The sequence below is a fragment of the Brevibacillus brevis genome, from assembly GCF_900637055.1.
GTDB lineage: Bacteria > Bacillota > Bacilli > Brevibacillales > Brevibacillaceae > Brevibacillus > Brevibacillus brevis.
Window position 1 is genome coordinate 5,264,292 of sequence record NZ_LR134338.1, and the last position, 25,013, is coordinate 5,289,304.

32 protein-coding genes, 1 pseudogene and 1 riboswitch are annotated in these 25,013 nt (G+C 46.7%); of the genes and pseudogenes, 15 read left to right on the forward strand and 18 right to left on the reverse strand.

Annotated features, from left to right (window positions below; all coding sequences use genetic code 11):
• Positions 1-74: 74 nt before the first annotated feature.
• Positions 75-1,328: an MDR family MFS transporter gene (locus tag EL268_RS25560; RefSeq protein WP_106654156.1), complete on the forward strand. Its 1,254-nt coding sequence runs from the start codon at positions 75-77 to the stop codon at positions 1,326-1,328.
• A gap of 68 nt (positions 1,329-1,396) precedes the next feature.
• On the opposite strand, the gene EL268_RS25565 is transcribed toward EL268_RS25560, so the two are convergent.
• The 10 genes and pseudogenes from EL268_RS25565 to EL268_RS25605 all read right to left on the reverse strand — a co-directional run.
• A complete protein-coding gene (locus EL268_RS25565; protein WP_106654155.1) occupies positions 1,397-1,960 on the reverse strand; it encodes a hypothetical protein in 564 nt (187 codons plus the stop codon).
• Entirely contained in the window at positions 1,957-2,445 is a 489-nt protein-coding gene (locus EL268_RS25570; protein WP_106654154.1) for a YbaK/EbsC family protein, read from the reverse strand. The genes EL268_RS25565 and EL268_RS25570 overlap by 4 nt, the downstream gene beginning before the upstream one ends.
• Complete coding sequence (locus tag EL268_RS25575; protein ID WP_106654153.1) at positions 2,435-3,178, reverse strand: MOSC domain-containing protein; 744 nt, start codon at positions 3,176-3,178, stop codon at positions 2,435-2,437. The genes EL268_RS25570 and EL268_RS25575 overlap by 11 nt, the downstream gene beginning before the upstream one ends.
• A gap of 25 nt (positions 3,179-3,203) precedes the next feature.
• Positions 3,204-4,001 (reverse strand): NAD kinase, encoded by a 798-nt coding sequence (locus EL268_RS25580; RefSeq protein ID WP_088910792.1) that lies wholly within the window; start codon positions 3,999-4,001, stop codon positions 3,204-3,206.
• A gap of 97 nt (positions 4,002-4,098) precedes the next feature.
• Positions 4,099-4,548, reverse strand: coding sequence for an NUDIX domain-containing protein (locus tag EL268_RS25585; protein ID WP_106654152.1), 450 nt, complete (start codon positions 4,546-4,548; stop codon positions 4,099-4,101).
• Positions 4,549-4,644: 96 nt separating this feature from the next.
• Positions 4,645-5,043 (reverse strand): YugN-like family protein, encoded by a 399-nt coding sequence (locus EL268_RS25590; protein WP_106654151.1) that lies wholly within the window; start codon positions 5,041-5,043, stop codon positions 4,645-4,647.
• 151 nt (positions 5,044-5,194) lie between these two features.
• Positions 5,195-5,995, reverse strand: coding sequence for a hypothetical protein (locus tag EL268_RS25595; RefSeq protein ID WP_106654150.1), 801 nt, complete (start codon positions 5,993-5,995; stop codon positions 5,195-5,197).
• A gap of 88 nt (positions 5,996-6,083) precedes the next feature.
• Positions 6,084-7,187: a glycine oxidase ThiO gene (gene thiO, locus EL268_RS25600; protein ID WP_106654149.1), complete on the reverse strand. Its 1,104-nt coding sequence runs from the start codon at positions 7,185-7,187 to the stop codon at positions 6,084-6,086.
• A 626-nt stretch (positions 7,188-7,813) separates the two neighbouring features.
• Positions 7,814-7,930, reverse strand: a riboswitch (TPP riboswitch).
• A 64-nt stretch (positions 7,931-7,994) separates the two neighbouring features.
• Positions 7,995-8,240: an excisionase family DNA-binding protein gene (locus EL268_RS33880; protein ID WP_307724180.1), complete on the reverse strand. Its 246-nt coding sequence runs from the start codon at positions 8,238-8,240 to the stop codon at positions 7,995-7,997.
• Positions 8,235-9,584, reverse strand: a pseudogene (locus EL268_RS25605) (glucose-6-phosphate isomerase); the annotation flags it as partial. The pseudogene EL268_RS25605 and the gene EL268_RS33880, both read right to left, overlap by 6 nt.
• Positions 9,585-9,794: 210 nt before the next feature.
• Here EL268_RS25605 and EL268_RS25610 point away from each other — a divergent pair.
• From EL268_RS25610 to EL268_RS25620, 3 genes are read left to right on the forward strand one after another with little or no spacing between them, the layout of a single operon-like run.
• The gene (locus EL268_RS25610) at positions 9,795-11,072 is read left to right on the forward strand and encodes an efflux RND transporter periplasmic adaptor subunit (RefSeq protein ID WP_106654147.1); all 1,278 of its coding nucleotides are present in this window, start codon (positions 9,795-9,797) and stop codon (positions 11,070-11,072) included.
• Between the two features lie 26 nt (positions 11,073-11,098).
• Entirely contained in the window at positions 11,099-11,818 is a 720-nt protein-coding gene (locus tag EL268_RS25615) for an ABC transporter ATP-binding protein (RefSeq protein WP_047073491.1), read from the forward strand.
• Entirely contained in the window at positions 11,815-13,002 is a 1,188-nt protein-coding gene (locus EL268_RS25620; RefSeq protein ID WP_106654146.1) for an ABC transporter permease, read from the forward strand. The genes EL268_RS25615 and EL268_RS25620 overlap by 4 nt, the downstream gene beginning before the upstream one ends.
• 60 nt (positions 13,003-13,062) lie before the next feature.
• Here EL268_RS25620 and EL268_RS32985 read toward each other — a convergent pair whose 3' ends face one another.
• From EL268_RS32985 to EL268_RS25625, 3 genes are read right to left on the reverse strand one after another with little or no spacing between them, the layout of a single operon-like run.
• Complete coding sequence (locus tag EL268_RS32985; protein WP_164724524.1) at positions 13,063-13,239, reverse strand: hypothetical protein; 177 nt, start codon at positions 13,237-13,239, stop codon at positions 13,063-13,065.
• Positions 13,240-13,288: 49 nt separating this feature from the next.
• Positions 13,289-13,435, reverse strand: coding sequence for a hypothetical protein (locus EL268_RS32990; RefSeq protein WP_007724729.1), 147 nt, complete (start codon positions 13,433-13,435; stop codon positions 13,289-13,291).
• Positions 13,435-13,710 carry a DUF3886 domain-containing protein gene (locus tag EL268_RS25625; protein ID WP_106654145.1) on the reverse strand — a complete coding sequence of 92 codons (276 nt, stop codon included), beginning with the start codon at positions 13,708-13,710 and terminating at the stop codon, positions 13,435-13,437. The genes EL268_RS32990 and EL268_RS25625 overlap by 1 nt, the downstream gene beginning before the upstream one ends.
• Before the next feature lie 97 nt (positions 13,711-13,807).
• Here EL268_RS25625 and sspK point away from each other — a divergent pair, with 97 nt between their 5' ends.
• Positions 13,808-13,939: a small acid-soluble spore protein K gene (gene sspK / locus EL268_RS25630; RefSeq protein WP_088910784.1), complete on the forward strand. Its 132-nt coding sequence runs from the start codon at positions 13,808-13,810 to the stop codon at positions 13,937-13,939.
• A 597-nt stretch (positions 13,940-14,536) separates the two neighbouring features.
• A complete protein-coding gene (locus EL268_RS25635; protein WP_106654144.1) occupies positions 14,537-14,890 on the forward strand; it encodes an RNA polymerase subunit sigma-24 in 354 nt (117 codons plus the stop codon).
• A gap of 370 nt (positions 14,891-15,260) precedes the next feature.
• On the opposite strand, the gene EL268_RS25640 is transcribed toward EL268_RS25635, so the two are convergent.
• A complete protein-coding gene (locus EL268_RS25640) occupies positions 15,261-15,710 on the reverse strand; it encodes a hypothetical protein (RefSeq protein WP_232030070.1) in 450 nt (149 codons plus the stop codon).
• Between the two features lie 352 nt (positions 15,711-16,062).
• On the opposite strand from EL268_RS25640, the gene EL268_RS25645 reads away from it, so the two are divergent.
• The 3 genes from EL268_RS25645 (at position 16,063) to EL268_RS25660 (ending at position 17,747) form a co-directional block, all read left to right on the forward strand.
• On the forward strand, positions 16,063-16,644 hold the full coding sequence (locus tag EL268_RS25645) for a DUF3238 domain-containing protein (protein WP_106654142.1): 582 nt from the start codon (positions 16,063-16,065) through the stop codon (positions 16,642-16,644).
• A gap of 511 nt (positions 16,645-17,155) precedes the next feature.
• Complete coding sequence (locus tag EL268_RS25655; protein ID WP_106654141.1) at positions 17,156-17,335, forward strand: hypothetical protein; 180 nt, start codon at positions 17,156-17,158, stop codon at positions 17,333-17,335.
• A gap of 232 nt (positions 17,336-17,567) precedes the next feature.
• Positions 17,568-17,747 (forward strand): hypothetical protein, encoded by a 180-nt coding sequence (locus tag EL268_RS25660; protein WP_106654140.1) that lies wholly within the window; start codon positions 17,568-17,570, stop codon positions 17,745-17,747.
• Between the two features lie 18 nt (positions 17,748-17,765).
• Here EL268_RS25660 and EL268_RS25665 read toward each other — a convergent pair whose 3' ends face one another.
• The 3 genes from EL268_RS25665 to EL268_RS25670 all read right to left on the reverse strand — a co-directional run bounded on the left by EL268_RS25665 (position 17,766) and on the right by EL268_RS25670 (position 18,854).
• On the reverse strand, positions 17,766-18,083 hold the full coding sequence (locus tag EL268_RS25665; protein WP_126435475.1) for a hypothetical protein: 318 nt from the start codon (positions 18,081-18,083) through the stop codon (positions 17,766-17,768).
• A 33-nt stretch (positions 18,084-18,116) separates the two neighbouring features.
• Positions 18,117-18,263 (reverse strand): hypothetical protein, encoded by a 147-nt coding sequence (locus EL268_RS32995; RefSeq protein WP_164724525.1) that lies wholly within the window; start codon positions 18,261-18,263, stop codon positions 18,117-18,119.
• 282 nt (positions 18,264-18,545) lie between these two features.
• Positions 18,546-18,854 carry a DUF3139 domain-containing protein gene (locus EL268_RS25670; RefSeq protein WP_106654138.1) on the reverse strand — a complete coding sequence of 103 codons (309 nt, stop codon included), beginning with the start codon at positions 18,852-18,854 and terminating at the stop codon, positions 18,546-18,548.
• 113 nt (positions 18,855-18,967) lie between these two features.
• Here EL268_RS25670 and EL268_RS25675 point away from each other — a divergent pair, with 113 nt between their 5' ends.
• From EL268_RS25675 to EL268_RS25695, 6 genes are all read left to right on the forward strand, one after another.
• Positions 18,968-19,450, forward strand: coding sequence for a C40 family peptidase (locus EL268_RS25675; protein WP_106654137.1), 483 nt, complete (start codon positions 18,968-18,970; stop codon positions 19,448-19,450).
• A 479-nt stretch (positions 19,451-19,929) separates the two neighbouring features.
• Positions 19,930-20,106, forward strand: coding sequence for a hypothetical protein (locus EL268_RS33000; protein ID WP_164724526.1), 177 nt, complete (start codon positions 19,930-19,932; stop codon positions 20,104-20,106).
• Positions 20,107-20,294: 188 nt separating this feature from the next.
• Complete coding sequence (locus EL268_RS25680; RefSeq protein WP_106654136.1) at positions 20,295-20,651, forward strand: DUF3905 domain-containing protein; 357 nt, start codon at positions 20,295-20,297, stop codon at positions 20,649-20,651.
• 141 nt (positions 20,652-20,792) lie between these two features.
• Positions 20,793-21,095 (forward strand): iron-sulfur cluster biosynthesis family protein, encoded by a 303-nt coding sequence (locus tag EL268_RS25685; protein WP_007724750.1) that lies wholly within the window; start codon positions 20,793-20,795, stop codon positions 21,093-21,095.
• A gap of 68 nt (positions 21,096-21,163) precedes the next feature.
• Positions 21,164-22,276 carry a site-2 protease family protein gene (locus EL268_RS25690; RefSeq protein WP_106654135.1) on the forward strand — a complete coding sequence of 371 codons (1,113 nt, stop codon included), beginning with the start codon at positions 21,164-21,166 and terminating at the stop codon, positions 22,274-22,276.
• A 217-nt stretch (positions 22,277-22,493) separates the two neighbouring features.
• Positions 22,494-23,831: a hemolysin family protein gene (locus EL268_RS25695; protein WP_106654134.1), complete on the forward strand. Its 1,338-nt coding sequence runs from the start codon at positions 22,494-22,496 to the stop codon at positions 23,829-23,831.
• 84 nt (positions 23,832-23,915) lie between these two features.
• On the opposite strand, the gene EL268_RS25700 is transcribed toward EL268_RS25695, so the two are convergent.
• Positions 23,916-24,893, reverse strand: coding sequence for a cation diffusion facilitator family transporter (locus tag EL268_RS25700; protein ID WP_106654133.1), 978 nt, complete (start codon positions 24,891-24,893; stop codon positions 23,916-23,918).
• Positions 24,894-25,013: the final 120 nt, after the last annotated feature.

The window sequence follows — 25,013 nt, forward strand, 5'->3', positions numbered from 1 at the left end:
TATATCTTTTTGAAAATTTCCACTAAAGTAGGTGTACCTGGCCAGGGAATCAAAAAACAGGAGGTAAACCTGCTGTGCAATGGCTGTCATGGGATCTGAACCTGAAGACCAGATTGATCGGCGAGACGCTTTTCAACCTATTGTTTTGGATGTACTTTCCCTTTCTTACCCTCCACTTTAGTGATACCTTTGGCAAAAATGTTGCCGGGTTACTCATGACAGTGCCACCGATTATGAGTATGATCGGCAATCTTTTTGGCGGCTATTTGGCTGATCGCTTTGGTCGTCGATATGTCATGCTGTCAGGAGCGTTTTTGCAGGCAGGCATGTTTGTCCTGTTTGCCTTCTCCCTCTCTTCTTGGATCGATTATCTTGCGTTTATTGGAATCGGGCTTGGCAAAGCGGTATACAGCCCGGCGAGTTCTGCGATGGTTGCTGATCTCACCTCAGAAAAAGACAGACGCAAAATCTTCGCTACCTTTGTAACAGCCATGAACATTGGCGCCGTATTGGGACCCGCTCTGGGGGCCATCTTTTTCTTTCAATACCGCAGTGAGCTGCTGTGGACTTGTGCGCTTGTCACTTTTTTGTATTCGATCGCGATCTGGATCAATGTGAGAGAGACACTGCCACAGTCCGTTAAAAGCTCTGTCGCCTCCATCCATTTCCCTTCCGTTATGAAGGAGCAATGGCAGAGCTACGCCGTCATTCTAAGCGACAAAGCCTTCGCCATCTATATTCTCGCAGGCATGCTGATTACGATTGCAATCGTGCAGCTCGATTTATTTTTGGCGGTCTATGTAAAAGAGTTCGTCCCAGCGCAGACACTGCTTTCGTGGAATGCCTGGTCGCTTTCGCTTAGCAGTACGGAGATTTTCGGATGGATGGTGGGTATAAGCGGCCTTCTGTTTGTTCTGTGCGCCCTGCCTGTTACCAAATGGTTCGAGCACTGGAGCGACCGGAATGTCTTCCTCTTATCCTCCTCGCTGTTTGGTGTGGGCATGTATTTGGTGGGATTCACGACGAATGCTTGGCTGTTGTTTGGATGCGTGGTCATTTTTACAGTAGGGGAAGTGATGCGAACTCCGGTCGAGCAGAGCTTCGTAAGCAAATACGCACCAGAACATGCACGAGGACAGTACATGGGTGCCGCTAACCTGCAGTACTCCCTCGGCCGCTTCCTCGCTCCCGTGACCGTCATTCTTTCAGAGTGGATCATGCCGATTGGCGTTTTCACGTTCATCTTGTTATGTGCTCTGTTGAGCGCGGTTCTTTACGTGAAGCTATTCCAAATCGTTCAGAAACGCGAGTCCTCTCCTTACAGCTAAACGACAGCAGAAAACAAAAAGTGGTTGCGCAGCCATAACCTCCTGCCAACCACTTTTTCATTCAGGAATCACAATTTTTTCGGAGCTTCTAATTTCACAGGGTCAACCATTACTTTTATTTGTTCTGACGTTCCTTCGATCGTTACTTTCACATCGGAAACTACCATTTCTTTTGGCGTTTTTGCAACGTTGGTAACTGCAATGAACTGATCCAGCTCCGGAGTCCAGGTAAGTCCGGTAGCTTGGATCATCGCTTTCACTGTATGAACGTCAGGAACCCCTTCATACATGATACCGTTTATTGTTTTTTGATCGCCGCTCAGCATGACGCTTACCCATATCGCTTTTTCGTTTGCCGTGTTTTCTTGTTTTGGATAATAAAAGCGATAGAAGTTCGTTTTCTTTTCTAGCTCAAGCTGAAAGGGCAGCGTATGAATACCCTTCACAGCTAATTCTTCTTTTCGTTTGTTGTAATTACTCAAGTACGTCTCGGTTGTCATCTCTTTAAACGAGGAAGCAGAATGGGAGATGCTGTTTTCAATTGCAGTCGTTTGGTTAGACATTCCGAATACGGTAAGAGCAGCGACTACAACCATAGCTGTTACTGCGATGGAGACTACATATTTTTTCATAATGGGTTCCCTTCTGCCGAAGCTGCATTGATTTCCTTCGCCCCTGTCATCTCCACCAAGGCTTCATAAGAGACAGGTAAAAGCGATTCTGCTATACCAGCAGCCGTATAAACCACCGGGAAACGCTTCAAGGACAGATCCACAAATACAGGCACTTCTTCCTGCAAGGCAAATGGACAAACCGCTCCAACACGGAAGCCTGTCATTTTTTCTACCTCTTCCGGCGAAGCCATCTTCGGCTTTCCTTGTCCAAACGCTGCCTTCACTTGCTTGGGATGGACACGTACATCGCCTGCTGCTACAAACAAGGCGAACTTCTCATCTACCCGAAACAAGATCGACTTTGCGATTTGGCCGATCTCGACACCTAATGCCTGTGCAGCCACTTCAGACGTAGGCAACGGCTGTTCAAACAAAATCGGCTCGATGCTCGAATCATAGCGTTGTACATAGCTGCGAACCTTTTCCAAAGGGCTAGCTGTCATGCCCCGTCACTCCCATCTCTACTAAAAAAACGTCATCGCCTTGCGACACACTGCCTGCCGTGACAACCGAAGCATAGACACCGAAGTGATTGTTGTGACGCTTGACGCATGCCTTCAATACGGCAGGAGTCATCGCCAACGTTTCTGGGTCGATATTGACATATACACAGCGTTCGCAGTGCTTGTTGACTTGCAAGGTCACATCATTGATTTTGATCTGTTTGCCCAGCCATTTGTCTTCCGCGAACGGCTCATCATCCTCCAGAACAACGACCAAATTCCCCCGAAAGCGTCGTGGATCTACCTGTTCTGCCCCAATCTGCCGCGCGATCTCTCTGAGAGATGCATCCGTGACCAGCAGAATGTGGTCTTCCCAGTTCACGCCGCCTTCTTGCGGACTACTAATCATCGGTGTAATGGAGCGCTTCGCCGTCTCCGCGACATGGGCAAAAAAAGTATCATCCCACGTATGTACACTGCCATCTCGAGCTTCAATCCGAATCGGCGGGTACGCTTCTTTTCCTGTCCCTTCGCTCATGCTGGCATGATACCCGATAAGAGCGGGCACAACATCCGCACTGAGATACTTACCTTGACGGGCATTATCCAAAAAATAATAGGCACGGTCTCCATACAAGCCAAATTCATCGACCGTACTTGATGCAAGCTCTTCCCCTCGCATTCCTTTGACAGGATGACGGAAAATGGTCTGCAGTGTTCCTACTTTTTTCATTTGGTTCCCCTCCCCAACGCTTTCTCTATCCGGATATAAACGAATTGCGAACCCGCCCCCAAAATGTCAGTCGCTTGTAGCGGGCGAATTTCACTTTGTCTGGACCCACTCGGCAACGAATGGAACACACATCTCTCCATACTGCCTGTTCGCGATCCAAGCCGATCATAATCTCGGGATTCATGACGATCAGCTCTACTTCATGATGCTTCGGCAATACGAGCGAGCTGTTGATCGTCCGATATGCTTGGTTATTGATCGAAGCGATCTCGGACAACTGAATCGCCTCAATGGACGGGTGAACAATCGCTCCATCCACCGCCTTGTTGTAGGCGGTACTTCCTGACGGTGATGAAACAATCAAGCCGTCGCCGCGAAACGTCTCCAGCTCATCGCCATTTATATAGACGCATGACACCAACGTAGACAGATTCGCGTTACGCAAAACCATTTCATTCAACGCCCACTTTTCGTACTGCTTTCCATCTCTTGTGCTGATTCTGCATTGGACCGTCGGGTATTCCGCGATCAGAGGCTCATCGTTCATCAGACGCTCAACGAATTCGTCCAGCTCCTCGGGACGCCAGTCCGCATAGAAGCCGAGATGTCCCGTATGAATCCCTACATAAGACGGCTCGATCCCGTATTGATGCACGGCCTCCAAAAGTGTCCCGTCTCCCCCGATGGACAACACCATATCCGGTTGCTCACCTGGTCCCTTCACAAAGGTAAACGGGCTATTGGCTGCATGCAGCTTTTCTTTTAATGCTTGTTCCACTTCTCGTGTATAATCGTCATTTCGCAGTACAGTCGCAATCTTCATGCTGGTCTGCCCTCACTTTTATCCTTACAAGCGGTCATATACGCTCTGTTGTTTGTTCTCACTATACCATAGGAAAAATCGACTTGCATAACACGTGTCACCAGCGGTCACTCTGAAAAGACTGCTTGCGAAATTGAGATAAACGTCTCTCTGTAGCTGGTGATATTTCCCGAGGAAGCTCATCCCATGCGAAAAAGCTCATTTCCGCTACTTCTTTGTCATCCTTATGCAATTCTTGGCCAGGTGTGAGGTCGACATGATACAAGGCAATGTGGTCTCGTTTCCCTTCCCGCTCACTGTAAAAAAGATGGCAGAGGGTAAGTCCGTCCGCTCGTATTCCGCACTCCTCCCACAACTCCCTGCGAGCAGCATCCCCAAACGACTCTCCTCGCTCTACCCCTCCTCCCGGCAAATACCAGCCATGGACATACGTATGCCGAATTAACAAGACTCCCTTTTCTTCATCCGTTACAATGACACGAACGCCCAAGGTGAGAGGCTTGCGGATTTTCCAATACCATTTCGCCACTGCATGGTACCAGGCCATATTTCCACCTCGCTTTTTCCATGTGCTACCATTCTTTAGCCACCTATATTTTCCCTGCCATGAACAAGAAAAAAACAGGCCTATCAACGGCCTGTCTCACGCAAGGCGATTCTCCAGCTCTTTGACAACCGCCTCTGCTTTTCGAATCCATCTCGAATCAACCTGCGCGTCCTTGTCTATCGGCTCCTGAAACTGATTCATCAAACCCGAAGCGAGCGCCTCCGTGTAGCCGATATCTTCCTCTACCCCAGTCTGGTACACATGTCGGATCACAAACGGCCGCCCGAGTTCCAGCCATGCATCCGGGCTGTCGAGCTCGCCTTGCAATACTTTTACAGGCAAGCGCAAAAAGACCGTATTTTTATCATCCAGCGCCCGGTCGAAGTACCCTTGCTCATAATCCCAGTTGGATAATGTAAAATGCGGCTGAAGCGCTTCACGAAAATAGCCAAATGTCGCCCGCGTGCCTGGCAAGCTGCTGTTTATTTCTTTCATCTTCAATCCCTGCCTTTATTTATTCTGTGAGAAACGTCCACCGTTTTGTTCGTAGTGTGTGACAAAAGACGAGGTTGTACTCTCACATCTACAAAAAGCAGCAAGCCTCTTAAGCCGTGATGGCCTTGAGAGGCTTGTAAATTCCCCACCATTAAATCAAGACAATCGTCAGGAGTGTATAGAGCGCCAGTGGAATGATTTTACGTCCGTTCCGGCATTTTTTGCGTCTTCTTCTCCCTTGAACTTTTGGCAAAACATATGGCGGTGGGGGTGGTGGTGGCGGCGGACAAAAAAATGGCGGATACGGCGGGAATGGTGGAAATGGCGATAGATTTTGCTCCCAAGGACTTACCTGCGGCTTCTGCTCGCTATACGGACTGACTTGGGGCGCGGGACGATTACTGCTGCTATATGGGCTGACTTGGGGTGCGGGACGGTTGCTGCTGCTATACGGGCTAACCCGTGCGTTGTTGGAACTGCCAAAAGGACTGATCTGATTGTATGGATTGTACTCATCGCCATAGGGACTTACCTGCGGATAGAATGGATTGTTGCCGCCATAAGGACTGAGATCGCCATAGGGAGGATAGCCTGCATACGGATTGTAGCTCACATACTGGTAGTAATAATCAGGATATTGTCCCCATCCTCCATACGGTTGACGACTAGCTACCTCCATCACTTGATAAGGGTTGTAGTCCTCATAGTCTTCATAACCATACTCCTGGAAATCTTCTTCCTCCGCATCCTCGTCTACAACTTCTACGTATACGTTCTGATCATCATAATCGACAATGACGCCTTCAAACACTTGCCCGTCAATTGCTTCGATGCGCACTTTTTTCTCCACGTGCTCCTTGCAGATGTTGTGCACATTTTCTCGCATATCCTTTAACAGGCTGACAAATTGAATGTCAGCCTGATACAGGTTTTTTTGAGAATCAGACTGCATGGAAACTCCTCCCCTTCTGGTGTTTCTTTATTACCATATACAAGTGCCCATGGGGAGGTTACCGGAATCTAGGCGAGACTAGCCCAATTTACAGAAAGCGGGCAGGTAAAAATGGCAAAAGGCGCTCCGTCTCCCCTTTTTCCACAAAGTCCGCCATCGATTTAGCTGTGACGGGAGAAAGCAGGATACCATTGCGAAAATGTCCACCTGCAATCGACAGTCCTTCCCAGCCAGGAACGGGGCCCAAGAGTGGCTTGCCATCTTGTGTCGCAGGTCGAAGTCCACCCCAAGCCTCCAGAAAGGTAGCAGAGTGTAGCGCAGGAACATACGGCATGGTCCCTTGCAGGATACTGGCTAACCCCGCCATTGTGACGTCCCGTTGGAAGCCACTCTCATCCTCAGTCGCACCAATGACAATTTTTCCATCCTTTTTCGGAGTGATGTAGCCTGTCGTTCCAAAAATCACCGTTCGCAACGGAATGCCCACGGACGAGACGGCCGCAATCTGTCCACGTACAGGGCGAATCGGCACGGAAACACCAAGCATCTCCAGCATCATTCCAACCCACGCTCCCGAGGAAATCACCGTCTGTGCGGCACGCAGTGACCCTGTAGAAGTCTCGATTCCGATCACTTTTCCGCCTTTGACCGCAATGCCGCTCACCACACAGCCAGATAACAGCTTTACTCCTTGCAATTGGCAAGCCGTAGCCAAGGCGCGAAGAAGCATTCGATTGTTGATGTGTCCTTCGTACGGCGAATAGATGGCCGCTTGCACTTGATCGGTCAGAAGCGGCTCTACCTCTTTCACTTGCGCTGTATTCGAGAGCCATTGCACAGCATGTCCCGCTTCTTTTTGCCAACGGTACTTGTCTGTGAGCTGTTGGACTTCTTCCTCATGTAACGCGACGGTCAGCAACCCATCCAGGCTTAGCTGTACATCTCCACCAGTCAATTCCTCCAGCTCAGCTGCCCATTCCGGGTATAGGGCTAGTGACTCCATGCCCAAATCGAGCATGGGTCCAGGTGCCGTGAATTCCTTCAAAGGAGCAAGCATTCCGGCCGCAGCGGAAGACGCCTGCCCTCCCCATTCGCCCTGCTCGACCAAGGTAACGCTCACCCCGCGCCGTGACAGCTCATATGCCAAGCTCAATCCGATGATTCCTCCACCCACTACCAGACAATCACTCATCTTTTTTCTCTCCTCACCATGTTGACTAAAAAGGTCTTGTACGTTGCTGTTGTGGCGTGGAGGAAACAGGAGAAAACGCTCAGCTTCTAGGGTCACCCCCTGAGGGATTGACTGCACGACTCCATGCAAAAAGCGAAACCGCGTCCAAAGTGGTATCTTCAAGGATGTGTTTCAGAGGTGGACGCTTAAAGTCGTGTTTCGCTTTTTGCATTCCGTCTCGGTCGGTGTCCCTAAGATCTTCGCTTATTTCTCCTGTTTCCTCTACGAGCTTTTCGTGTTATCCGATTCCTAAAGATTTTTAATTAATGAAGAACGCAATCAGTTACGCCAGAGAAGAATATTTCCAGACGTAGCGACTTGTGGAGTCCTACCGAACGGAGAAGGGATTCGCGGGCAACAGAAACGCAACGTGCCCATGCTACGAAGCGGCTACCACTTTTGCGTTTCCCCGCGAATCCCTTCGGAGCGGGCAGTCCCCGCCCCCAGCAGGACGGAGCCTGGAGCCTAGACTGGAAATATTCTTCTCTCCACTACAGCCACATGTCCACCTCATAATAAAAAGCCCACCAATTCCAATAGCAGGAAAAGGTGGGCTACATACGCATAGATAACAATAAGCCAAAAGCGCTGTCTGCCGGCAACCGTATCCCTGCGCCGGCATGATCCGGATCAGGTGCAATGGGTCGATGATCGATTGCTTCCATCCTCTCAGCCCCGCATGAAGGACTCCCCAAGTTGCTTGTTCATTATGATATTCCTTTGTAAGTATAGTCCTGTTTGCAACCATCTGACAAGCACGTCCGCTGGTTAATCCTCATCCTTCACATCGTAGCTCTCTGGAATCGGGTCATGACGTGCAGCATCCTCGAACTCCCGAAGCTTGCGAATTTCCTCCAGATGATGATTAAATTGCTCTTTGTTGATGATGTACTCATTCCCGTCATGGACAGCACGGATGCGCCCCTGCTTGATTTTTTCCATAATAAACGTCTCGGGAAGCTCCAAATAGGCGGCTGTCTCCTTAACGGTCAAATACGTCTTATTCTCGCGCAATCTAGCCTCCAGTTCCGCTTTCTGCCGCTCGTAGCCCGGCTTACCCAGCAAGGCAAACATATTGGCTTTGTACGCCTCCACCCCTGGCTGATCAAACGGATTGACGCCCAGCAAATAGCCGCTAATTCCGCATGCCTTTTCAAAAAAGTAAATCAGTCCGCCGAGATAGTAAGCTGTCGCCTCCGGTATTTCCACAAGCAGATTCGGTACGCCGCCGTCCACATGGGCCAGCACCGTTCCCTCGAAAGCCTTTTTATTGACATACCCCATTCGTTTTCCGGTCAAAAAATTCAATCCGTCGACGTCAGCGGGGTCCTCCTGAACAGTCAAATCCACAGCGGGCTTCGTCACAGACACAACGGTCTCAAACAAATGCCTCATACCGTCCTGTATGTATTGGCCCAACGAATGCAAGTCTGTTGAAAACTCGGCAGAAGCCGGAAAAATTCCTTTGCCATCCTTGCCCTCCGATTCCCCGAAGAGCTGCTTCCACCACTCCGCAAAGTAGCGAAACTGCGGTTCATAGCTGACCAACAGCTCCACTGTCTTGCCTTTTCGATAGAGTGCATTGCGAATCGCCGCATACTGATAGCACGGATTATCACGCAAATCCATGACCATGTAACGTTCGCGTGCATCCCTAGCCCCTTGCATGAGTGCATCCATGTTCGCCCCGCTTACCGCGATCGGCAACAATCCTACCGCGGTCAGGACTGAATACCGCCCACCGATATCATCCGGAATGACAAAGCACTCATAGCCCTCGTCATCCGCCAGCTTTTTCAGGGCGCCCCGCTGTTTATCGGTCGTAATGTAAATTCGTTTTTTGGCCTCTTCACGTCCGTATTTCTTTTCCAGCCATTCCCGAAAAAGTCGAAACGCGATAGCTGGCTCTGTCGTCGTGCCCGATTTTGAGATGACGTTGACGGACACATTTTTTCCTTCTAATACGTCCATCAGATGAGAGATATAAATCGGACTAATATTGTTGCCCACAAAATAAATCTCTGGAAAACGCCGCTTGGACTTCGGCAGCAAATTGTAGAAGCTGTGGCCCAAAATGTCAAGCACCGCTTTTGCCCCTAGATACGAGCCTCCGATGCCAATCACCAGAAGCACATCCGAATTCGATTGAATCCGTGCTGACGCTTGGCGAATTCGCTCATACTCATCCCGGTCGTATTGTTCCGGCCAATCGACCCACCCAAGATAATCCTTGCCTGGTCCAGTCCTTGAATGAAGCATTTGATGCGCAATTTCGATCGCTGGAGAAAGCTGCTCCCACTCATGCTGTTTGACAAAGGCTCGAGCGTTGGCGTAATCAAAACGAATCGTTTTGTTCATAGCTCCCCTCCGAGGAACGTCATCTCATCTCTTTCTATGATATCACGGCAATTGGCGGCAAAGAACTTTCCGACAAAACGTATCAAAATGCACTTAATTATGTCCAAAATGTGAACACTCGGCATTTCATGTTACCTTTTTCCAGTACTACCGTAAAAACCTTTCGAGCAATGAAATAATATGGTTCTTACCAAAGCAAGGAGAATGAACATGAAAAAACGATGGTGGATCATCGGTTCCGTCGTAGTCCTCCTGGGCATCGGGGGCGTTGCGTTTTCTATGATGGGATCGCAACAAGCTATGGGAATGCCTGTCAACATCGGCGCACCAACGAAATCAGCTTTGGAAAGCAAGGTTTTGACATCAGGGCTCGTCACCGTAGAAGACAAGCTCAAACAGTACGCCAACGTCACAGGAACCTTACGCGAGTTTGTCGTCAAGGAAGGCGACAAGGTGAAAAAGGGACAAGTGATTGCGAAAATCGACACGTCCGATGTCGATAGCCGAATCCTCGAGCTGGAAGCGCAAATGGAATTGGCCAAAGCCAACCTCGCCAAGGCACAAATCGGCAACGAGCCCGAAGAAGTCGCACAAGACCAAGAACGTGTCTCCCAAGCCCAGCGTGAATACGATGCGGCAAAGCGAGAATATGATCGAATGAATCAATTATTCACTTCTGGCGCTTCTACTCAGCAAGAACTGGACAAGTTGAAATCACAAATGGATAGCGCTCTATCTACGCTAAATGTCGCCAAGCAACAGCTCGCTCTCAAGCAAAAGGGGCCACGCAAGGAAGACATTGCTGCTCAGCAAGCCCAAATCAACAAGCTGAATGTAGAAAAAGCACAGCTGAATAAAGAACGTGTCCAAAGCGTCGTCGTAGCACCTATGGATGGAACCGTCATTGGCGTTGCAGCGGATAACGGTCAATACGTCAACAAGGGAACAGAAATTTTGACCCTTGCCAATCTGAACAATCTGTTGATTGAAGCAGATATCAACGAATCCGATGTCAACAAGCTCAAAATCGGTCAATCTGCCACGATTGAAGGCGTGACGCTCGGAAAGAAAAAGCTGAATGCGGAAGTAGCTCGCATCTCTCCAACCGCGACCACTACTGCCACCAAGTCGGGGCAAGGTGAAAAAACACGCGTCAAAGTCACCCTCAAGCCATCTGGAGATGTATCTGCTTTGAAGCCTGGCTTCCATGTGGACATCAACATCTCCGTCGAAAAAATCGATAATGCCATGCAAGTGCCCATCGAAGCTGTGCAGCAAGATGCTGACGGCAGTACCTTTGTCTGGGTATCTGCTAATGGTGTTGCGAAAAAGCAAAAGGTCGATACCGGTATGGAAAATGAGTTGTTCACTCACGTCAAGTCTGGACTTACCGGCGATGAGCAAGTGATTTTAGGCCCTGTCGAATCCCTGACTGAAGGAGCACCTGTCATGCCGATGACTGGCGGCGGCGCACCAATGGGTATGTAACACGTAAAGAAGGAGGTCAGCCGACGATGCTTCATGTAGAAGGCTTGACGAAAGCATACAAGACGGGTGATACCGTACTGCCCATCTTAAAAGGTGTCTCTCTGCTGGTGGAACAAGGCGAATTCGTTGCCATCATGGGGCCATCAGGATCAGGGAAATCGACGTTTATGAACATGCTGGGCTGTCTGGATCGTCCTGATTCGGGTTCGTACATGCTAGACGGCATTGAGGTCAGCAGCCTGAAGGATACGGAGCTAGCCGTCGTTCGCAACCAAAAGATCGGCTTTGTGTTCCAATCATTTAATCTACTCGCCCGCTCTACCTCCTTGCACAATGTAGAGCTGCCGATGATGTACGCGAATGTCAGCCGCTCAGAACGGCGCAAACGGGCTACAGAAGCACTCAAAAGAGTGGGATTGGCTGAGCGCATGGACCATAAACCAACCCAGCTATCCGGTGGTCAAAAACAGCGTGTAGCAATTGCCAGAGCACTGGTCAATAAGCCTGCCATTCTGTTGGCAGATGAACCGACGGGAAATCTGGACAGCCGCTCCGGGGTCGAAATCATGGCCATGTTTCAGGAGCTGCATGCGCAGGGCGTTACGATCATTCTCGTTACCCACGAATTAGACATCGCCCAGCACGCTGAGCGGATTGTGACTTTCAAGGATGGCGTGATCATTCGCGATGAAAAGGTTACGGAGCGAATATTCTCCAAGCCGTCTGACGAGGTGATTGTCACATGAATTTTATGGAAAGCTTTAACACCGCCGTGGAGGGTATCTGGGCGAACAAAATGCGCTCGATCTTGACCATGCTCGGGATCATCATCGGGATTACATCGGTCATTGTCGTTACGGCACTCGGTGAAGGCGGACAGAGAGCCATCAACGAAGAGATGGAAAAGTTCGGGCAAAACACGTTTAATGTCTTCATCAACTGGGAGACAAAAGAAGAGATAGCCTCAGAAGATATGACCGTGGAAGATACGGAGGTACTCGGCAGGATTAGTCCTGCCATCGAATACATCGTACCTTACAACTCCAGTACGATTGATTTGAAGGGTCCGAAAAAAGAAGAGCGCGTCAACCTCACTGCCTCCACTGCTGATTATTTTTCGATGCAATCAACATTGAAAGTGGCAAAAGGGCGACTTTTCAACGAGATAGATGACAAAGAACAACGCGCTGTCATCGTTCTGGAGGAAGCTCTTGCTCAAAAGCTGTTCGGTCAAATGAGCCCGATTGGTCAGCGTGTTCGCTGGGGAAATCAATCTCTCGTCGTAATCGGGACGTACACGGAAGAGAAATTCAAGTTTGATATGGCAACCAGCTATGGAGCCATTATTCCCATCCGTTACGAAATGAGCCTGCAGGAAGAGCCTTCCGTCCAAATGATCATGGGTAAAGCAATCGACAAAGCCTCTGTCGACCCAGCCATGCAGCAGGTCAAACAGTACTTGAGCCGCAAGCATCAAAAGGAAGACCATTACAGAGTTCGCAGCATGCAAGAATCAATGGACCAGTTTAATCAAATGACGGGCACCTTGACGCTAATCTTTAGTATCATCGCAGGTATCTCCCTCGTGGTTGGCGGTGTCGGCGTTATGAATATCATGCTCGTATCCGTAACAGAGCGCACGCGCGAAATCGGGATTCGCAAAGCATTAGGGGCACGACGACGAGATATCTTGATTCAGTTTTTGATTGAATCGGTCATCGTCTGCTTGATCGGTGGATTGATCGGGGTGTTGTTCGGCCTTGGTATCGCTTCGATCATCGCCTATTTTGCACAGCTGCCGCCGCTTATGTCCTGGAACAGCGTATTTATCGCATTCGGCTTCTCCAGTGCCATCGGTATTTTCTTTGGCCTCTACCCGGCCAACAAGGCAGCCAAGCTCGATCCAATCGAAGCACTGCGTTACGAATAAGTGGGCGTAGCCTTTTTGAAAAAACAAGCACCTGTAAGCTCTCTGGCTACAGGTGCTTGTTTATGTTGGCAACGTATCAGTTACCAGCTTCAAAACAAAAAAAAGCGCAATCCCGACGCTCGCGACTGTCCACCAGAGCGGCTTGCTGTCAGCCTTTTGGGCCTTGTAGATCCCGATTAACTTCCAGGTACCCACTGCCACGCACAAGAGGCTAAACAGGAGCAGGATTGTCCCCATGACCTCCCTCCCCTCACTCTTTAGCTATATGGGGAAGAGAAGGAAAAAATCACTTCTTCGGGTCCTTTTTGCCCAATCGACCGAGGACCATCCGGCCCCGTTCCTTGATGGACTCGTCCTTGATATCTTGTTGACGCTTTTTCATCAAACCGTTTTTGGAAGTATCCGGTCGGTCCGTTTGCCGTCCATCTCGCATTAGCTGTACTTGCCTCCGCCTTTTTTCTCGTAATCATCCAAAAGCTCAGCAAAGCTCTTGTTGCGCTCGCGTTCTTCCTGCTCCCGGCGCTTTTGTTCGGCAGCTTCCTTCGCTTTGCGCTCGCCTTCTGTCTTCATGTCTTTTTCAAGCTGCTTGAGTGCTCCGAGTGCATCTGCATTCAGCATATCCTTCAAACTGTTCAATCCGCTTTTCGCGTCTGTCGTAGCTGTTGTCACTGCTTGACGCTGTTGTGGTTTTCGTTGTTTTTTCGCCATTTGAATTGCCACCCTTTCCCTATCCTCATTCTGTCCTCATTCTCTGGCCCCATCCGGGTCATACTATCTTCATCTTTCACAAAGAGGAGGACATCACATGGTTCGCAACAAAGAAAAAGATTTTGGAAAAACCGCTGAAATCCGAGGACCCAAAGCCCAATCCGAGGCTGTGCGCTCTAACGGCTCCATTAATAGTGAACCACAAGAAAGGCTAAAAGAAAACCGCTAACAAAAAAACCGCCGGGCAGCTATTATGCCCGGCGATTTTTACTCTTTCTAAAGTGTAATGAGTCTAGAGGAAGTGTAATCTCATGAGTATGAAACAAAATCAATATTTGGAAGTGCAGAAACAGTAGGGAACGTTTCTTTGGTTGCGGAAAAATTAAACAAAGAAGGGCTCAGAATAGGAAATCGAAAATACATCAGCAATGACATTTCCGCAGTGCTAAAACAAAAACCTATGAATGCTCTCCATCAAATCGTAAAAATCCTTTGAACATAATAAGGCTGGACTACGGTATTTTTGAGGTTCTTATCCCATAATCGCGGAAAACGGCCAAAAACGCCCGAATTTGAGAGTTCGGGCGTTAGTTAACATAATACCTATTAAAAGCGACTTCGTAATGTATCACTTTGTTGCTTTCATAACATATAGGAGAAAAAATAAGGTCTTTCTACAACCAATGCCCTAAAAAAATCCCCTAAGAGAAAACTCCTAAGTATGATACGAAAACGCGATGAAATGGCGTTTAAAGATGGAATATTTTATGTAAAACGGTTGTTTTTTACCTTCTTTTTTTACCTATAAGGTGGGAGGGTGAAAAGCATGAATGATGAGTTATTAATTGAGAAGTGTAGAAAAATTTTAAGAAGGATTGCTTGGCGGTTGCAGTATCAAACAAAGAAGATTTCCGCCCGAGAGCTTCCGATCATAGAAAATATCTGTGGGCAGAATCAAATGTCTTCTGTAGATTCTAAGTTACACTTAGAAGAAATGTTGAATTCCCTTCCAGATAAAGCAAGATTTATTATTGAGCAAGTAGTGATCAATGGAGTTCCAGAAGAAATAGTTGCACAGCATTTAGGCATATCTCAACAAGGCGTAAACAAATACAAACGGAAATATTTAGGGATACTTCGAAAAAAATTAGAGTCTAACCCGCAAGCAGTTAAGTCGTAGGCCCTCCATTTTGGAGGGTTTTTTTAAATTTTTTATACACGAATAGCCCGATCAACAGGCTAAATCCCTTTGACCGGTTATGTTTAAACACCTTACCAAACGAGCTACAAAGGCCCTTTTATGCGTTTTTATTCTAGGTGTAGTGTTGGCTAGTCATTGAAAAATCGAAATTTACCCCATTAGAGCCGTTCAGATGATTGGTCACTCCATCAAAAAAGAACCCGTTCACGATTCTAATTTATAACAAGAGCCCCAACTAAAAAGTTGCGGCTCTTGTTTGGGCGACCGCCAACCAAATGACATAAAACCCACGCTAAGAGATTTTACCAATCAAACAAGCCACTTTTTCCTACGCTAAGAAACTTTTGCGTCACTTTTTCCACTTATTTTCAACATAGGTTAGAAAAGCTTGCATTCCTTTAAGCCAAAGAGCCAAAAAGGGTGTCGTAACTGGTAGTACTATCAGGGCATATAGGGGTGCTAATTTAAAATAGTCATGCATGATATCATTCGCTGTAATCTCTGTTGACGGGGTCATTACACGCTCAAAGCCATACTCTAAAATAAGCATCAGCGTAGCACCAACTGACCCCATGAAAAGGGGGATTATAAAACCTAGAAAAGCACATAAAACCCAATATACCCATAGGCGAATGTTCCTGAATGCCTGGAAGTAACCTGAAATACCAGAAATAACAGAGACAGGAAATAGGGATGTCGCAAAAAACCATAACCATCCCCCAAACGATGCTCCCCCAACTGACATGCCGCCAGCTGCGAAATCTCCGAGAAAAGAAATAATAAAACTCAAAAAAAACATAGTCACCAAACCGTAAATAAGACCTACTAACGTAAAGCGCACTTTAATACAAATGGTCGCTCCCTCCCCCAAGTGAATTAGTTTCAATATTATTATTATTTTTCAATAAATTCCACATATTATCAAATTGATTTGACCTATTCTGAGATTTTCGATGTCGTGGCATAAATGACCGAGATTCCTTTAATTGAAGGACCTTTATCAAAAAGTTTAACGTTCGGTTGTAGAAAACCAATCCTGATTACCTATATTGGTGAAGGTGATTGATATCAACATAGCATTAAGGTTGGGCGACCTTTATGTTATGCGCCCTAATCATTCATCTTATAATTCCTATAGGAGATGGATATAAATGGCAAACATTGTAGAATTGCGTGTAGCAGCGTTTATCCCTGAAGAATGGTTATTAGTTAGTGCTGATCCTTATAACAATTATTATGGTGAAGGAAACAACCGTGATTTTACCTACTGGACGGAAAATAATAATAAGCTATTTAAAATGGCTCAACACATTGTGATTAATTGGAATACTTCCACAATTGACGTATACAAAGCGGTGGGACCAACTAGAACGAAAATTGAAAATAGGGCAACCGGAAATGAATATATTAAAGAATATCCGTTGACAAGCGACAAGGATATCACATATAAGAATACAGTTTTAACCCCAACGACTGCGTCCCTATATATCAAAGGTTCGGCTGGAAATTCTGCTTTGCCGGAACTTTCCCCTGCGATTGACTGGGAGTACAACATTTCTGTTGATAGAAAAACTGGACGTGTAAGTTTTAATGGAAGACACGATGGTTTCCCTAATCACGAGATTTATAAACGAATTGATAAAGGGACTCCAGTAGAACTTTATAGATTCTATAAGAAGACACTTGGACATTTGGTTGATCCAATGGATGTTGAAGTGAATTTTTCAAAATAAAGTTCAGAGAATCGGAAAGTCGGCTATCCAACTAATGGATAGCCGACTTTCTATAACACCGTACGTACCTTTCGGTATAGTCTTCCGTAAATTCTAAATTGTATGTAGAAGAAATGTTAGATCCCCTTCGATCTAAAGCAAGATTCATTATTGAGCAAGTAGTGATTAATGAAGTTCCAGAAGAAATAGTCACACAGCATTTGGGTATATCTCAACAAGGAGTAAATAAATACAAACGGAAATAGAAAAAATTAGAATCTAACTGGCAAGAAGTTAAGACGTAGGCCCTCCAAAATGGAGGGTTTTTTGCATTCTCCAGCCTTTTGGCGACAAGCAGCATTGCAATAACTAGCCAAAAAGAGGCCTGAAAATTTTTTGCGGGCCGGACGGGCGCGTAAAAAATCTGCATTATGTTGGCGGTCTCCCTAATTGGACGAGGGTAAGGAGAAACATATTCGAGAAAAATGAGTCTAATATATAAAGCGAGCATCGCGTGGGGGGAGGGATTTTTATGCCAATGTGGGCGTTTTTATTAACCATTGTTGGTGGCTTGATCGTATTTGGTGTAATTTATGACCAGATCAACAAAAGAAAAAAGAGAAAGACTCCCAAGAACTTGAGTAGCTCCCAAATGGTGTACACAGAGAACTATCTAAACGAAGTACGTAACGATATTAGCGGACCACAATAAAAAACGGTGAGGTACGCTAGCCTCACCGGGCCAACAAGTATAGATACGGGTACCAGCAATACAATTTAGCCTCAAGATGGTATTTCACAATGCAACACAATCGTTAACGTGGTTTTTTCGCGCTCTGCTGGTGCTACCCCTGTTTACAAAAAGCCGATTGCTTATGCAATCGACTGAGAGAAACTTTGCGCGTGTCGTGAAGACTAAAAACTCATAGGTGGTGGATTGTACCATGACACAAGTCATTGTAGTTCTGATTATATTTACTTTTGTTGCCCTGATTGCCCGAATTGTTTTCCGATCAATCAAGGAGAAAAGACTTCTAAATCCGCCTAACTATACCCCTTACGATGATGTAATGTCTGGAAAAGTACGCTCGGATGAAACCCGTGAAACAAATAAGGAAAACTAGACGGGTTTCCACTTTCATTTATTCAATCGATTTTAGATCGATTGAAGATGTCTTTGTTAATGTTTTTACAAATTCTTCCCAAGCTTCGTTTCTATTAGTCTGATCCTCAATGCCTTCTAAAACCTCACTACGGAGCTTGCTGATCGTATTTTGCTTCATGTATCCTTCAACGACATAGTCAGTCCAATATTCCTCTTCAGAGATTCCCAGACCTTGAATCAGACCATCAATTGCCTTTTGGATTTCTTCGGCATTTGAGCTTTTGTCTATTTCCTCTCGTTGCTTTTTAGCAAATTCCCTAGCCCTCGATGTGCTCATAAAACATCTGTAAAGCATGAACCTCTTTCGCGTTAATGACTTCATCATTTGCTAAACCGGTGACTTTTGCACTTCTTTATCATAGGCCGAGATGCTTTGCCCAAATTTGTAAAAGGAATTCTCTTCACTGGCGAAACCTACTATTGCACTAGACAAAATTGCAATGGTCATAAATCCCAAGCCAACTAACTTCTTCATAGTCTAAGCCTCCTTTGTACTACTCAGCGAAAAAAACTGTTATACAATATGGTTGGCCAGAAACGGGTTGGTAATGAAAATTAACCCCATGGAGACGTTCAGATGATTGGGCAGTCCACTAAAAAAGAACCCGATCACGACCTGATTATAAACAAGAGCCCCAACTAAAAAGTTGAGGCTCTTGTTTATAAAAGCAGTAACCGAAGTTTTACATAAAACCTATTATCGGGACCCAATAAAGCTGAGGTGACAGGGGATGGGGTAGTACCAGCGTCCAGGGACTCATTTATGTTTGTATTCGTATTCTTTGGGTTTAAGCGTTGAATGTAAAGTTATTATTTTTCCTTTTTTTTCAGTATAAAAGTATTTTACATCGGGTTCATCAGCAAAAATAACTTCTACACTAAAGAGCGGAAGCTTCCCAAAAACGCCATCTACACTAACTATTGTTTTCTCATCAATATTTTTCTCGGTAATGAGATGTTGGCGTACCTGATTCTCTAAGCTTAACAAAGTTCCTTGAACATATATAACGGGAACAGAGATAAGGATTAAGCCTAGGAAAACTATAATCATTATTTTTTTGTTCATTTTCGTTATCCCCCCAAAAAAGTGGTTGTAAAATGATGCTTTTTTTCCGTAAAGAGTGAAAGCGATAATGGGCGCCCTACTATCGTTAATCAACTTTATAGGAGGAATTTTATATGGCATCTGATAAACCACAATATCCTGGTACTAACACGGATATGAAGCCAGGAGACGTATTGTACTCGAAAAAAAGCCTTTCGACTTTTTTTGTTGGACACGTGGCAATTGTAGGGCCGGACTACGATATAATTCACGTTCATCCAAAAGGACCCGGGATCGTTGAAGATATCGATTCCTATGTATCTCGATTTAGTGACGGCGATAAGATCAAAGTTCTCCGTCCCAGGAAAGGAGCTTCTAAAGCTGCTAAATGGGCAATCAACCATATTAATGACGTAGAGAAATACTACTTCAATATGGATTTGGATAATATCGAGCTTAGTTATTGTTCTAAGTTCATCTGGCACGCATTTTACTATGGTTATGATCTCGATATTACCGGCAGAGGTCTTACCGATCGTAGTAGAGCAACCCATATCTATCCAAATGATGTTCGAGATTCAGAGGACTTTGCATCAACAGTAACTATCAACGTTTAGAATTAAGAAGGTCGAATAAAACCTGGCATTAGCGGGGTTTTATTCTTTGCTCTGATTTCCGACCTCTGTAATTTAGACTGACTTTATGGGGTTCAGCCAAGATATACACGCCGTATCTCGATTATACCCCAAGTGAAGAGGAGAAGCCTGATTTTTTCCATCAAACGAGAAAAATGTAATAATTTATTAAAATAAGTTGCTTTTTACCTTATGTTGGCGTTCTCCCTAATTGGACGAGGTTATTGGAAAAATAAGGATAAACATATTAGAGAAAAATGAGAAAGACTCCCAAGAACTTGAGCAACTCCCAAATGGTGTACACAGAGAACTATCTAAACGAAGTACGTAATGATATTAGCGGACCACAATAAAAAATGCAGCCCACTCTCCCTTGAGAGGCTGCCTGGGCAACCGCCAACATGATTTTGTACGCTAAGAATTGATAGAACAAGCGAAACAGTTAATAAGGAGGTCATTGCATGTTTTTGGGAATAATATTGGCTTTTATTGTACCAGTGCTTGTTCTTGGATATGTGGCTGATAGACAACGTAAAAAGAAAGTACACTTAAATGAAATTAATTATGCCGGAAAAGGAAATATAAACCATACATCCGAGGCAGAAGCTGTAAGTAAAACTTTCATGGATAGACCATAAAAAGGGTAAGACGGAATTACTCTCATACTTTCTCTGACGGGAATGATCACACTCGTTACCATCAGATCTTCCCCCTTTTTTTAGCATATGCGGCTGTGTCTCATTTGGGCTGGGCGCGGGCTCCCCTCCGAAACCGAATAAGGGGTCAATGACTGATGCATGCTATGGGATAAAAGGAGGTCCAGATGATGGATAACGATAAGCAAAAGAACGACAAGACGAAGGATATTTCCCTCGATGGGACGCTACCGCATCAAATCAGTGCTCCTGACTTCAAAAACTCGTCCCGTACGATTCAAAAGCCATTCGTCAATGAGTTCGGAGTCGTCATCGGTGACAGCTTGTACGAGTCCAAGGAATCTCCCTTACACAACTGGAGTACGGAAACCGATCCCTTCGTCATGGCAGGGGACCAGTGGGTTCATCCGACTAACGACATTGGCTGGAACTCGATAGAAAATCGTGAGCTCCTCGAGGATCAAGAAGAACCAGATAAAGCGCGTTTTATGCACCCTACCCTCGATTCGAGCAAAGGCAAGGACTAATGCCAGCTTTTTCATGCAGCCCGTTCGGCAGAAGCACTTCTGACCGGACGGGTGTTTTTGGTTGCGCTTGCACTTCGAGCTTCAGGACACTACTCTGACTTGTGTTACAATGGGAGACAAGTAGCAGAAAGGAGCTAGTACATGAGTATCACACTTGCGATAGAGCCAGCGTTTTCCCTTGCCTATCAACGTTATGCCGGCTTTGTACCGGGAGATACGCTTCGATTGTATGTACGAACAAGCGGCCCCGGGACCGGTGGCATGTTTTATGCGATTGAAAAAGATGAGGCCCTCACCGATGATGCTGTGTTTGAAGTAGAGGGGTTGCGATTTGTCATTCGTCCAACTGATTTCTGGTATTTCGACGGGGGACATCTGAGCTACAATCCGCTCTATGGCGAGTACGGCTTTCACTTCACCAACCCTCGTCTGGATGGCAACTAGAACAGAAACTTCTCTCGGCTTGATTCGTAAGAAGGAATATCTGCCTATATCTTCTGGGAGGAAAAACAATGAAAAAAAGCCGTTCAGTCCTTTTGGCGATCGGTGCTTTCTTACTTGCCAATTTAAAATGGATACTTAGCATACTGAAGTTTTCGAAATTCGGGACCACCATTATATCCATGGGAATTACCTTGTGGGCGTATGCCGCTTTTTACGGATGGAAATTCGCCGTGGCTCTCGTCTATCTGATCTTCGTCCACGAAATGGGCCATGTGATTGCTGCCAAGCGAAAAGGAATCGCGACCTCACCCGCTGTCTTTATACCTTTTGCCGGGGCCTTCATTGCCATGAAAGACATGCCGCGTGATGCAAAAACAGAGGCGTACTTAGCCTATGGGGGACCCTTGGCAGGGATGATTGCTTTCTTGCCTGCACTCCCGCTGTATTGGTATACACAGGACCCCTTCTGGGGGTTGGTTATCTACTTGGGCGCCATGCTCAATTTATTTAACCTGCTGCCCATCTCCCCGCTCGATGGCGGCCGCATCGTTTCGGTATTGTCGACGAAAATTTGGTTGATCGGGTTAGTCGGGCTGGGTGTTATGCTGTTCGCCAACCCTGGACCGATTACTGTGTTCATTTTCATCATCGGCTTGATTACGTGGTACAACCGCCTACGTGGCAGCTATCAACAAAAGCTCCTGAAATACGAGCGCGAAAGGATTGCAGACTTCCAGCAAAGCATAGCCAAATGGCCCGCATTGGAATCGACATGGGATATTCGCATGCAAATGAATGCCGAAGTAAATGCGATCAATCAGGAAGATTTGAAGAAATTTTATGTTCCATTTTTGCAGGACAAAAAACGCCTTCAGCGAGACTTTAAACGACTCGATAAAGTGTATGTGAACAGAAAATGGGAACTGTTCAAACTGTGGGAACGAGAACCCGTTTTGTATTACGACTCGGATCCGAATCGACCAATCCCTTCGGATACGCTTCGTGATGGGGAACGTGCGGCGCAAGAAAGATTAGCCGAACTGGATGATCAAATGCACCAGCTCACTACGTACTACGATGCACCTGCCTCTACGAAGTGGAAAGTGTTAGCTGCCTATCTCGGTCTAGCTGCCGTTCTGTCAGGTTTTTTTGTCTACGCCCAACAAATTCTGCACAGGTAACCGCTTGCACTTTGCGTTGCTTGACAGAAACGGATGCCTATCTGCGGCCTTCTCCGGGCGCAAAAACGTGCGCTACGGTTATCTGAGGGTCGCTCTTCCCGACCCAAAGGGCGTAAAACGCCCCCTACGGTGGTATATCGCTTTTGTGCGTTCCACCCGATCAGAGTAAAATAGAAAATAGTACTTTCATAAAATTCCAGAGAGGATGACTTTTTACTTGGACACCGTCCCGATAGTGCTCAACCTACTGCTTGTTATATTTCTTGTTTTTCTCAACGGCTTTTTCGTAGCCGCAGAGTTCTCACTCGTGAAGGTGCGGCAAACGCGCCTGACACAGATGGTGAATGAAGGTAACAGACGTGCAGTCTATGCCCAAAAAGTAACGCATAAGCTAGACGCCTACCTATCTGCCTGCCAGGTCGGGATTACTCTCGCCTCGCTGGGACTGGGTTGGGTCGGGGAACCGGCCATTGCCCATATGATTGTGGAGCCTTTGCTTGGATCTTCCGGATTGCCTGATTATGCGATCTCCGCGATTTCTTTTGGTGTAGCCTTTGCGATTATTACGTTCCTCCACATTGTCTTGGGTGAGTTGGCTCCGAAATCATTGGCCATTCAAAAAGCAGAAATAACCTCGTTGTGGGTTGCCGCGCCATTGATGTTTTTCTATAAATTGCTTTACCCTGCAATCTGGTTCTTGAACGGAACCGCCAACGCCCTTTTGAGACGTCTGGGACTCGAAGCCATCTCAGAACATGAAGCGGCGCATACAGAAGAAGAAATTCGTCTTCTGGTCAACCAAAGTCACCAAAGTGGCCATATTGACCAAACCGAATTGGCTCTTGTGGAACAAGTTTTTGACTTCTCCGAAACCGTTGCTCGGGAAACGATGATCCCGCGCATTGATATGGTTTGCTTATATACGACGAATACCTTTGAAGAAAACCTGGAGATTATCCGCTCGCAGCGCCATACGCGTTTTCCGGTTGCAGCTGAGGACAAGGACAACATCATCGGTTTTGTCCATGCGACAGACTTCTACCTTTCTGCCCTGCAAGACGGAAGCGTTGAGCTAGATTCGTTGGTCCGCCCTGTCCTGACCGTACCGGAGACCATGGAAATCAGCACAGTATTGCGCCTGATGCAGAAAAACCGTTCGCAGCTCGCGATTGTCATCGACGAATACGGCGGAACAGCCGGTCTCGTTACGATGGAGGATATTCTGGAAGAAATCGTTGGGGATATCCAAGACGAGTTTGACGAGGAAAGACCAGAGATTGAGAAGCTGGACAATGGCCTCTCCGTATCCGGTATGCTCGTGTTGGCTGACCTGAATGACCATCTTCCGTTCGAGCTCGAATCCGAAGATGTAGACACAATCGGCGGTTGGTTGTACAGCCAGCTGGAAGAAGACATTGCTGTTGGCGCGACAGTAGAATGGGAAAACCACCTGTTCACCGTCAAGCAGATGGATCATCACCGTGTCACACGCGTCCTGATTACGCGTTTTGAAAAAGATGAATCGGAGCAACAAGAACTGTTGACCGTCTCCTAATCATCACACCTTGGCACAAACCAATGCCCCACACCTGCTTACTTGGCTGGTGCGGGGCTTTTCTATTTCGCCGCTCTCTTTCGTCTATGTGGTTCCCTGTCCCGTGAGTTGCTTCCAGTCATCCATGCCGTTGTCCTCCAAAATCCCCATCGTCACATCGCTAATATCCGGGTCAGTGAGCAAGCTGTCGCGAATGCGGTATTTAATATCGTCCGCCACAGCAAGGCTTAAACCCGTCCGTAACTCTACGTAGCAATCCACATGGTAAAAACGCCCTTCCTGTACAATCCGCATCCGGTTGATGTCCGTCACATCCGGGTCAGCAAAAATGACTTTGGCAACCCGATCCTCGATTTCTTTGGGAGCTGCAATACCAATCAAACCGACCATGTTGTCGTACCCTACCTTGAATGCCACACCCACCATGAGAATCCCGATCAGAATGGTGGCAATCCCGTCCAGCAAAGCAAAAGAGGTAAACGCAGTAACAATGACTGCAATCAGCGCCAATAAGGCACCGAGCGTTGCCACGATGTCTTCGTAAAAGACAAGTCGTGTCGGTGGAGCCGCACGTCCTACATTCCGAAAGGCTGCAGGGATGACAGCAAAGCCTTTCGCTTCCACCCGAGCTTCATGAACGATTTCGAACATCACTTTTACCAGCACATATCCATCCACGATGACCGCCAGAGACAAAATGATGAAATTCAACCAGAAATGACTGGATTCTGCTGGCTCGGAAATAAGATGGAAGCCTTTTACAATGGTTTCGTAGGCCATGATGGTTACGACGATCACCGCGACCATACAGAAAATGTTAATGACACGACCAAAGCCTGTGGGGAATCTCGGTGTCGGTTTTTTCTCTGCGAGTACGCTGCCAAAGAAAACGAAGAACTGGTTGACCGCATCAGCTACCGAATGCATCGCCGACGCAAACATGGCTCCACTCCCGCTGTAGACAGCCGCAAAGCCTTTTGCGATAGCAAGCCCAGTGTTCCCCAAGGCCGCTGTCGCCGAGGACGTATTTCCCTTTTTTAGCGTTGCCCAGAAAGAGCCCATGGTGTTGCCATTCCCTCCTTGAACGAGACGATTTTCTTTACTATTCCCTATTCGTAAGGAGTGTTCCTTATGAGAAATGGAACATATACACAACGAAAAGGCAGACATCCGAAGTGGAAT